General features: G+C 38.6%; 12 protein-coding genes. 7 read left to right on the top strand and 5 right to left on the bottom strand.

The features are described from left to right. Positions 1 to 279 (top strand): secondary thiamine-phosphate synthase enzyme YjbQ (locus ACTF6W_RS01280; RefSeq protein WP_438992727.1); only part of this gene is annotated, 279 nt, incomplete at its 5' end. A 57-nt stretch (positions 280 to 336) separates the two neighbouring features. After that, entirely contained in the window at positions 337 to 1,602 is a 1,266-nt protein-coding gene (locus ACTF6W_RS01275) for an aminotransferase class V-fold PLP-dependent enzyme (RefSeq protein ID WP_438992726.1), read from the top strand. A gap of 31 nt (positions 1,603 to 1,633) precedes the next feature. Here the strand turns inward: ACTF6W_RS01275 and ACTF6W_RS01270 are convergent, their stop codons facing one another. The 3 genes from ACTF6W_RS01270 to ACTF6W_RS01260 form a co-directional block, all read right to left on the bottom strand. Next, positions 1,634 to 2,602, bottom strand: a complete 969-nt coding sequence (locus tag ACTF6W_RS01270; RefSeq protein WP_438992725.1) for a DUF481 domain-containing protein — start codon at positions 2,600 to 2,602, stop codon at positions 1,634 to 1,636. A 27-nt stretch (positions 2,603 to 2,629) separates the two neighbouring features. Continuing rightward, on the bottom strand, positions 2,630 to 3,223 hold the full coding sequence (locus ACTF6W_RS01265) for a YceI family protein (RefSeq protein WP_438992724.1): 594 nt from the start codon (positions 3,221 to 3,223) through the stop codon (positions 2,630 to 2,632). A gap of 91 nt (positions 3,224 to 3,314) precedes the next feature. Continuing rightward, positions 3,315 to 5,105: an acyl-CoA dehydrogenase C-terminal domain-containing protein gene (locus ACTF6W_RS01260; RefSeq protein ID WP_438992723.1), complete on the bottom strand. Its 1,791-nt coding sequence runs from the start codon at positions 5,103 to 5,105 to the stop codon at positions 3,315 to 3,317. A gap of 340 nt (positions 5,106 to 5,445) precedes the next feature. Between ACTF6W_RS01260 and ACTF6W_RS01255 the strand changes: the two genes are divergently transcribed. Together ACTF6W_RS01255 and ACTF6W_RS01250 are read left to right on the top strand one after the other, a co-directional pair. Next, positions 5,446 to 6,375, top strand: a complete 930-nt coding sequence (locus ACTF6W_RS01255; protein ID WP_438992722.1) for a sulfite exporter TauE/SafE family protein — start codon at positions 5,446 to 5,448, stop codon at positions 6,373 to 6,375. Positions 6,376 to 6,377: 2 nt separating this feature from the next. Continuing rightward, complete coding sequence (locus ACTF6W_RS01250; RefSeq protein ID WP_438992721.1) at positions 6,378 to 7,160, top strand: TIGR02186 family protein; 783 nt, start codon at positions 6,378 to 6,380, stop codon at positions 7,158 to 7,160. A gap of 10 nt (positions 7,161 to 7,170) precedes the next feature. Here ACTF6W_RS01250 and ACTF6W_RS01245 read toward each other — a convergent pair whose 3' ends face one another. Continuing rightward, positions 7,171 to 7,446: a hypothetical protein gene (locus ACTF6W_RS01245; RefSeq protein ID WP_438992720.1), complete on the bottom strand. Its 276-nt coding sequence runs from the start codon at positions 7,444 to 7,446 to the stop codon at positions 7,171 to 7,173. Positions 7,447 to 7,652: 206 nt separating this feature from the next. Between ACTF6W_RS01245 and ACTF6W_RS01240 the strand changes: the two genes are divergently transcribed. Then, on the top strand, positions 7,653 to 9,437 hold the full coding sequence (locus ACTF6W_RS01240; RefSeq protein WP_438992719.1) for an aminopeptidase P family protein: 1,785 nt from the start codon (positions 7,653 to 7,655) through the stop codon (positions 9,435 to 9,437). Between the two features lie 26 nt (positions 9,438 to 9,463). Then, positions 9,464 to 10,513, top strand: coding sequence for an enoyl-CoA hydratase/isomerase family protein (locus ACTF6W_RS01235; RefSeq protein WP_438992718.1), 1,050 nt, complete (start codon positions 9,464 to 9,466; stop codon positions 10,511 to 10,513). On the opposite strand, the gene ACTF6W_RS01230 is transcribed toward ACTF6W_RS01235, so the two are convergent. Continuing rightward, positions 10,510 to 11,172: a pseudouridine synthase gene (locus ACTF6W_RS01230; protein WP_438992717.1), complete on the bottom strand. Its 663-nt coding sequence runs from the start codon at positions 11,170 to 11,172 to the stop codon at positions 10,510 to 10,512. The genes ACTF6W_RS01235 and ACTF6W_RS01230 overlap by 4 nt on opposite strands. Positions 11,173 to 11,374: 202 nt before the next feature. Between ACTF6W_RS01230 and ACTF6W_RS01225 the strand changes: the two genes are divergently transcribed. Further along, the gene (locus ACTF6W_RS01225) at positions 11,375 to 12,598 is read left to right on the top strand and encodes an APC family permease (RefSeq protein WP_438992716.1); all 1,224 of its coding nucleotides are present in this window, start codon (positions 11,375 to 11,377) and stop codon (positions 12,596 to 12,598) included. Positions 12,599 to 12,608 lie beyond the last annotated feature (10 nt).

The raw sequence follows: 12,608 nt of genomic DNA, 5'->3' as shown, positions 1-12,608 counted from the left end.
TCATTGACCATACAGGAAAATGCCGATCCTGATGTATTATATGATTTGAATAATTTCTTTGGAAAACTGGTTCCTGAAAATGCACTATTATATCGTCATAATGCCGAAGGCGCTGATGATATGCCCGCACATATCAAATCGGCTTTAACGCAAACGCAACTTTCAATTCCGATCAGAAATAATGATCTGAACATGGGAATATGGCAGGGAATATACATTTTCGAACACCGTGCCCATGCCCATAAGAGGACTTTAGTATTACATATTTTAGGTGAATAATTTCTATGGATTTAATTTTTCCGCGGGCTATAATTCATTAAAAATAAAGGGTCGAAAATGGATAATTTAATTTCACAAAATAAACTTTTAAACACAAGACGAAGCCTTCTTAAAGCAGCGAGTATTAGTACTTTAGCTTTAGTGAGTGGTTCCGTAAAAGCATTTTCACAAGGAATAGACTTTAAAAATAGTACGGATATTTCTGATAACGACTTATATGCAGAAGTGCGTAATCAGCTGATGTTAGAAGATGGACTTGTTTATTTAAATACAGGAACATTAGGGCCAGCACCGCAGCTTGCATTTGATAAGATTTCTTTGATGTTAAAACGTCTTGAAGCTAATCCTGCCATTGAAAATTTTGGACCTATGGGCAGTGAAATGGAAACCGTTCGTGACAAAGTTGCAAAATTTATGGGTGCTGATGAAGAAGAAATTATTTTAACCCGTAATACGACCGAAGGCATTAGTATTGTATGTTCCGGCATTAAATGGGCAGAGGGTGATGAAATTCTTACCACAAACCATGAACATGGCGGTGCAGAAACAGGACTTGATTTTCTTGCTGATACAAAAGGCGCTGTTATTAAAAAAATGACAATGCCTTATCCTGCTGAAAGTAAGAAACAACTACTGGATCTCGTGAAATCTAGTATTACATCAAAAACTAAAATGGTATTATTAAGTCATGTTGAGACAGTTACCGGTCTAAGATGGCCAATCAAAGAAGTCTCTGAGATACTAAAAGGTAAAGATATTCTCTTTATTGTTGATGGTGCACAAGCACCAGGCATGCTTCATATTGATTTGCATGATTTAGGATGTGATGTTTACGCCTGCAGTGGACATAAATGGATTATGGGCCCAAAAGAAACTGGCGTACTTTATATGAAAAAATCCATTCAGGAAAAAGTGAATAATGTTTTTATAACAGGTGGTTATACGGCTTATTCCCGTTCTTCTGGAACAAGGAATGCACCCATTATTATTGGTTTTGGTGATGTGCTTGATTGGCATATGGCAATAGGCACAAAGAGAAGCGAAAAACGTTGTATGGAACTAGCAGCATATTGTTATGACGAACTTTCTAAAGTTTCTGGAATAAAGGTCATTAGCTCAAAGGACCCTGAACTTGGTTCGGCGATTGTCAGTTTCAGTTTGCCTGAAACGTCCGATAATGGTGAATTATTCCGCAGCATGCGTGATAAAGGCATTACGATAAAACGCTTACCGCAATATAATGCCATAAGAATTTCAAATCATATTTTCACAACAAATGATGATGTGGATAAAATGGTTGCTCTGTTAAAAGAACAGGTTTAAGTCCCGAACCTAAGTCCGGGACTTAAAGTCTTTAAAAATCATATAGAACGCCGACACGAGTGATCACGTCAGTATTTTTACGGTCAATCGGTGCATCACGGTTATATAACACGTCTAACGATAGTTTACCGCTTAGAGCGCCGCTAACTTTAATCGTATAGTCGGTTTTATTCTCAATGACGACTTGGCTGCCTACAAAAACCTTGGTAGCGTTTTCAAAATCACTGCGATCATTAATATTCCAAGTAAATACGCTGCTTGCATAGGCCGCCACTACAGTTTCATAATTTTCAATGGCTTCCTGCTTGGTGATAAGAACGGCTGGGCCTGCTTCCAGATTCCATTTAAAAGTTTCATTATCGAATGCACGAACACCGTAACCAGCATTAACGGTAAACCGTTTATTGAAAGCACCAAAGCTATCGCCTTCGAAGCTGGCAAATCCTGTAACATATGAAATTTCAGTAACGCTGTAATCATTTTTATATGAAACTCCGTAACGGCGTTGGTTGGTTACAGAATTACTGTTGTTATAATCAAAATATGACGCAACAGTTTGTTTGTAAGGGCCTGTCTCACGGGAAAATTGTGTCGCTGCCCCAAAGGACCTTTGGCTTGTGTTACCTGTTGCATAAAGAGCATTCAATTCAATCTCTTTATCCCAGCCTGGAAGAAAATATTTTGAAAATTGCTTGGCGCCATCGTCTGAAAATATTGTACCCTCAGCAGCTGGAATTGTAGACGTTTCCGGTTCCGCAGGTGGTTCAGGTGGTGTAGGTCTGATATCTGCAGCAACACGTGTAATCTCTTCGGCGTCTTCAGGATGCGCAGCAATGAGCAGCCCAACCAGCACATCAAAATCTTTTCCGCCATCTTTATTGGCGGCCGTCATTAGCAAATTAAATTGTTCTGGGGTGACATCTGCCTCAGCAGCTATTGGAAGCATAGGCAGGCATAACAGACCAGCAGTTAGGGCTGTTTTACAGAAGTTTCTAGTCATTAGATGTTCTAAGGTCCTTTTTTAAATTTATTTTTCAAATGTTAAATAAAATGACATTGGAGCGACTGTCGCAATTGTATCTAGTCCAGCAAGCTCTCTTAATTTTTCAATTGCACCGGCTAATTCAAAATCTTCTACATCTAGGAAAATGACGCCATGTGGTGTAATCATTACTTTGTTTTCAGCAAGGCGAGTCACAGTAAGCATAACATCATAGTCAATTTTTTGACCTACAAGTTCGATACCGATTGTGGCTTCAATAACTTTGCTCGTGCCAATTGCTTGATCATGGTGTGCCTCTAAGTTCATATCGCCAGTTAGTTTTGCGGTTGCATTTTCTGCCACCTTAAAGACAATGTCACGCATGCGCTGATCGCGTAATTCTAACTTTGTATCAACAGAGGCCAGATCAATATCAATATTAATATGTCCATTATCGTCAATGTTACCGGAAATTTTTTTAAATGTATTACTTTCGCCAATGAAGCCATTTTTAATGGATCCATAAGAAAGATTGGAATTATTACTATCTAAGACCCAATCGGCAAGAGCCGTATTTGTAAACATTATTGATGCGGCAAGCACAAAAGTGCTTCTGACTATATTCCTAAAATTTTTCATGTCTCTAACCCTGTATTCAATATTTTTGTTGCTAAGTTTATATCTCACATAGGTCGTCTGGATGCAAGATTAAAACATTTATTAAACTGTCTCAAAATGCCTCGGCATCAAGATCCATAACATCTTTAGCGCCGGCCTCTATTTTATACCTAAGCGATGTAGTTTCTGGCAAAAGATGATTAAAAAAGAAATTGGCTGTTGTAATTTTACTCTTGAGAAAATCAGCATTCCCCTCTCCAGCGGCTAGCATTTTCTTCGATTTTTCTACCATATCAGCCCAGAAATATCCCATACTTACAAGTGCCATTAAATTAAGATAATAGTGGGCCGTGGCGCCTGCTTGATCAGGATCACTCATAGCATTTTGCATAAGCCACATGGTCGCCGTTTGTTGACGCTGTAATGCTTTTTCTAATAGTGAAGTATAATGAGATAGGTCTTCATTATTTTTGTTTTCATCAATAAAATTTTGGATCATAGCAAAATAGTCACGAATGACTTCACCATTTTTACTAGGTAACTTGCGACCAATTAAATCCATAGCTTGGATGCCATTGGTGCCCTCATAAATAGGAGCAATTCTTGCGTCTGCTAAAAATTGCGTCATACCCCATTCATTTATATAACCATGCCCGCCTAAACATTGCATGGCTCTACTTGTGGCTTCGACACCTTGATCAGTCATATAAGATTTAATCATCGGTGTCATAAGAGATAACATATCTTCGGCTTTATTTCTGTTTTCTTCATTTTCATCAAATTTAGAAATATCAAATTGTAGTGCGGCCCACATGACCATGGCTCTTGCACCTTCTGTAAATGCGCGGTTGGTCATTAACATGCGTCTTACATCAGGATGGACAATAATCGGGTCTGCGGCTTGATCAGGGTATTTTGCCCCTGATAGTGCACGTCCTTGAAGTCGGTCACGTGCATATTCAGCAGCATTCTGATTGGCGACTTCTGCTATCGCTAACCCCTGAACGCCAACGCCAAGGCGCGCTTCATTCATCATCGTAAACATGGCCCGCATACCTTTATTCTCTTCGCCTATTAGAAACCCGCGCGCATTATCATAATTTAACAGACACGTTGCATTTGAATGAATACCCATTTTTTCTTCTAGGGAACCACAGCTCACACCATTTTTATCACCTAGTGATCCGTCGTCATTAATATTTATTTTTGGAACGATAAATAAACTGATGCCATCAGTTCCCTCAGGCGCCCCTGAGATGCGTGCCAAAACTAAATGTATGATATTGTCCGTTAGGTCATGATCTCCTGCAGATATAAAAATCTTTGTACCAGAAATATTATAGGATCCGTAATCATTCAGTTCTGCTTTTGTCCTAAGCAACCCTAAATCAGTTCCACAATGAGGTTCTGTTAAGTTCATTGTTCCAGACCATTCGCCAGACATCATTTTTGGTAAGTAAGTATTTTTTTGTTCGTCAGTACCCCAAGTATGGATCGTTTCAGCGGCTCCTTTAGTGAGGCCTGGATACATCGATAGCCCCCAATTTGACGAAACAAGCATTTCATTGATTGCCAGTCCAATGGCCATTGGTAACCCTTGCCCACCATATTCAGGATCACCAGTCATGCCCTGCCAACCACCATTGACGTATTCATCATAGGCCTTTTTAAATCCTTTAGGTGTTAAAACGGTTCCGTTTTCTAATTTACAGCCTTCTTCACCACCAGATTGATTAAGCGGCTGAAATACATTTTCAGTAAGTTTAGCCGCTTCTTCCAATATTGCATCAATCAGATCTGGGCTCGCCTCTTTAAAAGGGGAAAGATTATTATAACTTTCTAAGTCAAAGACATGATGCATTAAAAACTGATAATCAACTGTGGGTGCTTTATAGGAAGGCATAAGAAATCCTTTATTTGCTTAAAATTCGAACCATTAAATCGATAACGAACTATACCATTAAAGATAAAGATTATCGATTACTTATCAATAGAAATAGTCATTCTTTTAGTGTTTTTATAGTGGGATTGAGACAAAAATATGTTGCTTAATAGACCTTCTTAAAAAAGCATCCTGTTTAATGATTGTAGCGGATATTTCAATTTTGGATTGTATACTTGCAGGAAGGGGTTTTTAGAGCTATATAAGGCCCAAAGGATGATTCCTTAGTATTAGCCAAGTTGCCATTAGTGAGCGTTGCTTTTGGCAAATTTATTTTAACACCAATTACCATAGTCTTATTATGCAGATTTACCTGCCCATTGCTGAACTTTCAATGAACATATTTGTTCTGTTGGCTATGGGCGGCGGTGTGGGTTTTTTATCTGGTATGTTTGGTGTCGGCGGTGGTTTTTTAATGACGCCTCTCTTGATATTTTCCGGTGTTGCGCCCGCAATTGCTGTGGCCACAGAGGCTAATCAAATTACAGCTGCATCTGTTTCAGGTGCGGCCGCACATTGGCGCCGCGGAGGCGTTGATTTCAAAATGGGCATGGTTTTAATTGCAGGTGGTATAATTGGGACCTATTTTGGGGCGATGATTTTCACCTATTTGCGTTCGATCGGACAAGTAGATTTGATGATTTCAGTTGCGTACGTCATTTTTCTTGGCGGTGTGGGCGGATTGATGTTTATTGAAAGCGTCAGAAGTATGCTTCGTGACCGCAGGGGAGAAGTGGTAAAGTCCGTCAGGAGACAACGAACTTGGATTGATGCGCTTCCTTTTAAGATGCGTTTTAGAAAATCAAAAATGTATATCAGTGCCATTATGCCTCTCTCTATTGGTGCTTTGGTTGGCGTACTTGCTGCTATCATGGGGGTCGGTGGCGGGTTCATTATGGTGCCGGCGATGATTTATCTACTTCATATGCCGACGAATGTTGTGATTGGAACATCGCTGTTTCAAATTACATTTGTTACGGCGGCTGCCACATATCTACACTCGATCAATACGCAAACGGTTGATGTCGTATTGGCTGTTATCCTTCTAGTGGCAGCTGTTGTGGGTGCTCAAGTCGGTGTCGTCGTTGGTGCTAAGTTAAAAGGAGAACAGCTAAGGATCTTATTGGCTGGCATGGTTCTTTTAGTCTGTATGAAAATGGCTTTTGATTTAGTTGTTGAACCTGATGAACTTTTCAGTGTTTCTGCTGTTAATGCTGCGGAGGGTCATTAATTATGGTCTTGCGCATTATCGGTTTTGTCATGTTACTATTTTTCGCCACTTTAAGCGCGAATTCAGAAACACTTGTCACAGATTTATCCCAGAATGAAATAGAAATAACCTCGCAATTTGCAGGAAGTGAATTATTATTATTTGGGGCAATCGAACGTTATGCGCGAGACGCGATCCAATCAGACGAAATCTCAGTTCAAGGTTTAGACTATGATATTATTGTCGTTGTTAGAAGCGAGCCAACCGATTTAATTATTCGTAAGAAAGAAAATAAGGCGGGTATTTGGGTAAATAGTGAGAATATTACAGTGCGCGGCGTGCCTGGATATTATGCTATTGCGTCAACAAGGCCGTTAGATGATTTTTTATCAAAAGATATACAAGTTGAATATGGATTAGGCCTTAATAACCTTTCTTTCATAAGTGAAGGTGAAAGCAATGATTTGCAATCTTATAAAGAAGCTTTATTTAGAAATATGATGGAAAAAGGTCTTTATCTTGAAAACAGCGGTAACGTAGAAGTTAAAAATGAAATTCTTTTTCGTGCAAATTTAACATTTCCGTCCAATATGCCAGTTGGAAATTATAAAGCAGATGTATATTTAGTGCGCGATGGAGAAGTGATTATTACACACAATACGCCGCTTAAAGTGGATAAACAGGGTATTGAGCGGGTAATTTATAATTTCGCCCACGAGTACCCACCTTTATATGGTATTATGGCAATACTTGTTGCACTGTTTGCTGGACTTTTTAGCGGGTTTGTTGCGAGAAAAGTTTCTTAAATTTAGATCTTTAATTAATTTTAATTTCGCATAAATGAGCGGAAATTTTAGCCCATATTGAAGCTGAACTTAGGTCCCCTCTGTCGATAAAGTTTTGTTCTATCTCGTTTGAATATTTAAAGGCTGCATCCCCAAATTGATTTTTAATATCAATCGCAGCTATTTCTATAAAGGGTGTAGAATCTATACCCATATTTTCCATTTCAACAAATATGTCAGCGGATTCTAAATTTTTGGAATTTATATTTTTCGAACTTGATTTAGTAATTAAAATATTGGATTGCATTTTGTACTCCTGAATTTTCTATTCAAGATGCAATAAACATGCCACTAATATACCATTGAAAATAATGATTTTTTTTGATTACAATAAGTTAGAGGGTAATTTTTTCCTCTAAAATTATGATAGGTATATATGATTTTACCTACTTATCTACTTGCAAAATGATATGATCTTGTAAATAAATAATAAAATGATTTTTAAGGGATCTAATGAAAAATAAATTAAACGCATTAAGACAAAAAATGCGCGAACAGAAATTATCAGGATTTCTCGTTCCTCATACAGATGAGCATCAAAGTGAGTATACGCCGTCTTATGCAAAAAGAATTGCTTGGCTTACTGGCTTTAAAGGATCAGCGGGGCTTGTCGCTGTTACGTTAAGTTCGGCAGCAATTTTTGTTGATGGTCGTTATACTCTTCAAGTGCGTGATCAAGTTGATATGAAAGTATATCAACAAATGAAACTTTACGAAGATAAGGTTGAAGATTGGTTATACGATAATTTAAAAGAAGGTGATGTCGTAGGATTTGATCCTTGGTTACACGATAAAGCCTCTCTTAAACGCGTAGAAAAGAAATTATCTTCAAAAGGCATTATTTTAAAAGCAGTAGAGCGTAATCCAATAGATGAAGTATGGGATGATCGTCCGTCTCCTTCAATTGCAGAAGTTAAGGCACACGATGTCAGGTTTGCGGGCGAAACTTCAAGTGCAAAAAGAAAAAGAATTGCGCTTAATTTAAAGGAATTGGGTGCTGATGCCTTAGTCATTACCTCTTTGGATAGTATAGCTTGGCTTTTCAATATAAGAGGAACAGATGTAGAGTGTACGCCGCTCGTGTTATCTTTTGCGATTTTATATCAATCAGGAAAAGCGGATCTTTTTTTGGATCCTAAAAAATTAACTGATGACGTTTCTAAACATCTTGGCAAAAGCGTATCATGTTATGCAAAAGATGAATTTGTTGATGCATTAAGTGCGCTCGGGAAAAAGAAAAAGAGTGTAATGGTAGATCCTAAACGCGCTCATAAAGCTATTTTTGATTTTCTATCGGATGATGAGGCTGAAATTATAGAAGTGGAAGATCCATGCCAGTTGGATAAAGCCTGCAAAAATCAAGTTGAGCTTGATGGTACAAGAGCGGCCCATGTTAGAGATGCTGCTGCTGTATGCCGCTTTCTTCGATGGTTAGATGAGAATGGCGTATCAGGAAAATACGACGAACTTGATGCTGTAAAAAAATTATATGAATACAGAGAAGTAGTCCCGCTCTTTAGAGGAAATAGTTTTGATACGATTAGTGGGGCTGGATCAAATGGCGCGATCGTCCATTATAATGTAAAAGAAGCAAAGCCAAAAAAAATAGAAAAGAATATGTTGTATTTGGTGGATTCTGGTGGACAGTATCTTGACGGTACGACTGATATAACCCGAACAGTTGTTATTGGTGACCCTACTGAAGAACAGCGTGATAATTTTACGCGTGTATTGAAGGGGCATATTGCACTCGCGCAAGCACGTTTTCCAAAAGGGAGAACTGGTGCGCACCTTGACACACTAGCACGTAAGTCGCTGTGGGATGTAGGATTGGATTATGACCATGGAACAGGACATGGGGTGGGGTGCTACCTTGGTGTACATGAAGGACCGCAAAGTATTTCTCCACTGGGTCATTCTGTTGCATTACAAGCCGGTATGATTTTATCAAATGAACCTGGATATTATAAAACGGGTGAATATGGCATACGAATTGAAAATTTGGTCATCGTTCGAAATAGTGACTTCAGAGGTCAAGAAAGACCAATGCATACTTTTGAAACAATTACATTAGTCCCAATTGATACAAGACTTGTTAATGCCCATATGATGAATGTTGCTGAAATTACGTGGTTAAATATTTATCATGCAAAAGTCCGTGAAAAAACAGCATCCCTTTTGTCGGGAAAAGACAGCGAATGGCTCATGAAGGCAACTGAACCGATCACAAGCCTTTAATTAATCTGCCTTTTCAGGAAATCATAATGAACGAAGAAATTTTATTTTCACAAGACACTGGCGTTGGCGTTATTACATTGAACCGGCCAGATGTTCTAAATGCGCTTTCAACTGATATGTGTTTGAAGCTAGACGAGCAGTTGAAGGAATGGGAATCCAATGATGAAATTAATATTGTAATTATTGAGGGCGCAGGAGAAAAAGCTTTTTGTGCAGGCGGCGATGTTAGGTCAATTGTCGAGCAAGGCTACCAAGAAAATGTGATAGCAAAAGAATTCTTTGCGACAGAATATAAAATGAATGCACGTATTCATCATTTCTCTAAGCCTTTTATCGCATTAATAGATGGTATCGTGATGGGGGGAGGTGTTGGCGTTTCTATTCATGGATCACACCGTATCGTGACGGAAAAAACACTCTTTTCTATGCCTGAATCTGCTATTGGATTAATCCCTGACGTGGGCGGCAGTTATTTTTTGCCGCGACTTCCCGGCTCACTTGGTAGGTATTTAGGGCTAACAGGAGCAAGGCTCAAAGGATCAGATATTTTATATGCGGGCATTGGTACAGCTTATATATCATCAGATAAAATAAATGACTTAGTAGTAGCCCTGAAAAAGGAAAATATTGCCTCACATGATGATGTTGATCAACTCATAGCAAAATTTGCAGAAGATCCAGGTTATGCGCCCATAGATGAGTTTCGTGACCTTATTGATGCGGCCTTTAGTGAATTAACGGTCGAAGATGTTTTTGAACATTTATCAGAAATTGATCATGATTGGGCGCGCGAAACCCATGCTGTGCTAAAAAAAATGTCACCAATTAGTTTAAAAGTAATAACGGAACAACTCAATCGCGGTGGAAAGCTAGAATTTGATGATTGTATGATCATGGAATACCGAATTGTTTGCGCGATTAGTGCCTATGACAGTGATTTCTATGAGGGTGTGCGCGCCGTATTGATTGATAAAGACCATAACCCAAATTGGATGCCCGATAGTCTAGGTGACGTAAACCACGAAATGGTATTGGCTCATTTCAATACGCCAAGCGATGGGGATCTAACCCTTTAGAAAGGGACCTTACTTTCGAAGGACATTTTTTCTTTTAGGACGGGATGCATTATAGTCAAATTTTTTGAATGCAGACATAATCTGTCATGCATTTGATAAATTTCATCTGATGCGTAAAACCTATCCCCCAAAATCGGATGACCAATTGACATCAAATGAACTCTTAATTGATGTGAACGCCCTGTATGCGGAATAAGATGAATTCGGCTGATGTTTTGCTGGTGTTCAATGAGATGCCACTCTGTCAAAGATTTTTTACCACGTTCGTGGTCGACCATTTGCTTCGGTCTATTTGGCCAATCACAAATTAGTGGTAAATCAATTTTACCTGCTTTTTCTTGCATAGGGCCATGCACAAGTGTTTCATAAGCTTTCTCAACATTGCGATTTTGGAATTGTAAACTTAAATGACGATGAGCTATTTTATTTAGTCCCATTATAATCAATCCAGACGTATCCATATCCAATCGATGAACGGTCTTGGCTCCTGGAAATTTTTCACATGCTCTACTTTCAAGGCAGTCAGCGTGTTTAGGATCTTTTCCCGGTACGGTTAATAAGCCCGAAGGCTTATCGAGTATAATAATTTCATCATCTTGATAAAGGATATTTAAATATGGATCTGAAGGAGGGCAGTATTCAAAAGGCCGAGTTAACAAAGATAAATCCTAATTAATAAGAATAATTCACTAGTAAATAGTAATATGTTTAGATTTAATATCGGTAATTTGATAATAAAAGTAGCACATTCTGCTGTGTATTTGATATTTTCATTAGCGAATTTGGAATATATTATTACCAATATAGCATATATAGTAAAAATTAAATTGGTTATAGAACAAAATATATTGGAAATAAAAGATGAAAAAATCATTGGGTTTTTGGCGGTCTTGGGCGCTCGTGGTAGGAACCATTATAGGTTCTGGTGTATTTACACTACCCGCCATACTGGCACCATATGGAAATAACAGCTTTTATGGTTGGGGCGTGGCGGTGCTAGGAACATTAAGTATTGCTTTTGCTTTTAGCCATTTGGCGGGCCGTAACCCTCGTATCGGCGGACCCCATGCATTTGTCGAAGAAGCTTTTGGTCACTATCCTGCGATGATTGTAGCCTGGGGATATTGGATATCCTTATGGGTTTCCATTGCTGCAATAGCGACAGCATTTTCCGGATATTCGGCCATATTTATTCCAGCGATCACTGATTACCCCTTTATTTCGCCAATGATTGCCATCGGGGCCGTGTGGGTTTTTACTTATATTAATCTTCAAGGCGTAGAAAATGTCAGCATTGTTCAAATGGTTACAGTAATATTAAAATTAATACCGCTTTTCGTGATTGGCACACTGGGTTTTTTCATCGGTGATATATCGTCAGTTCCTGCGGAAAATCCAAATAATGAATCCTTTCCTACTATGATTTCGGGTATTACAATACTTGTGATGTTCTCATTTATCGGCATTGAATCGGCTACGGTGCCTTCAGAAAATGTTATTGACCCTAAGAAAACGATACCACGTGCATTGGTTTGGGGCACATTAACAGCAGCAGCAATTTATATCCTTGCTACGGCAGGTGTAATGTCGATGATACCGATGAATGAATTACAAAGTTCAACATCTCCATTTGCCGATGCTGCCTCCCTTATTTTTGGTGATATTGGTGCAACCTTTGTGGGTATTGGTGCGCTTATCGCCATTGCGGGGGCATTAAATTCAAATATACTTTTGACTGGAACCGTTTTGATGGCGGGCGCACATGAAAAATTATTTCCTTCATTTTTAAAAAATGTGAATGATGATGGAACGCCAATTACGGCACTTATATTTTCAAGCATGCTAACTACTGTAGTGATCATGATTAATTCTAGTAAAGGGTTATTGAAGGCATTTGAAATAATGATTTTAATTGCTACTTTCGCAATTTTGTTGGCTTATTTAGGGGCAACCCTTGCCAGTATTAAATTACAAATCACAGATCATTCAAACGGGAAAAAAATTAACCCTGTAACCATGATCAATTCCATAATCGCAGTTTTGTTTTCCACGTTCGCCATCGTTGGTGCGTGGGTAATTTACTAATTTATTAAAG

This window comes from Pseudemcibacter sp. (assembly GCF_965661635.1).
In the GTDB taxonomy this organism is placed as follows: Bacteria; Pseudomonadota; Alphaproteobacteria; order Sphingomonadales; family Emcibacteraceae; genus Pseudemcibacter.
Note: the sequence above shows the minus strand (reverse complement) of the source record. Positions and strands in the feature narration are given on the sequence as shown.

What these genes read in the sequence shown, in the direction of transcription:
- ACTF6W_RS01255 (WP_438992722.1), top strand. Translation starts at nt 5,446, where the DNA reads ATGCAGATTTACCTGCCCATTGCTGAACTTTCAATGAACATATTTGTT.
- ACTF6W_RS01225 (WP_438992716.1), top strand. Translation starts at nt 11,375, where the DNA reads ATGAAAAAATCATTGGGTTTTTGGCGGTCTTGGGCGCTCGTGGTAGGA.
- ACTF6W_RS01265 (WP_438992724.1), bottom strand. Translation starts at nt 3,223, where the DNA reads ATGAAAAATTTTAGGAATATAGTCAGAAGCACTTTTGTGCTTGCCGCA.
- ACTF6W_RS01275 (WP_438992726.1), top strand. Translation starts at nt 337, where the DNA reads ATGGATAATTTAATTTCACAAAATAAACTTTTAAACACAAGACGAAGC.
- ACTF6W_RS01245 (WP_438992720.1), bottom strand. Translation starts at nt 7,446, where the DNA reads ATGCAATCCAATATTTTAATTACTAAATCAAGTTCGAAAAATATAAAT.
- ACTF6W_RS01235 (WP_438992718.1), top strand. Translation starts at nt 9,464, where the DNA reads ATGAACGAAGAAATTTTATTTTCACAAGACACTGGCGTTGGCGTTATT.
- ACTF6W_RS01260 (WP_438992723.1), bottom strand. Translation starts at nt 5,105, where the DNA reads ATGCCTTCCTATAAAGCACCCACAGTTGATTATCAGTTTTTAATGCAT.
- ACTF6W_RS01250 (WP_438992721.1), top strand. Translation starts at nt 6,378, where the DNA reads ATGGTCTTGCGCATTATCGGTTTTGTCATGTTACTATTTTTCGCCACT.
- ACTF6W_RS01270 (WP_438992725.1), bottom strand. Translation starts at nt 2,602, where the DNA reads ATGACTAGAAACTTCTGTAAAACAGCCCTAACTGCTGGTCTGTTATGC.
- ACTF6W_RS01240 (WP_438992719.1), top strand. Translation starts at nt 7,653, where the DNA reads ATGAAAAATAAATTAAACGCATTAAGACAAAAAATGCGCGAACAGAAA.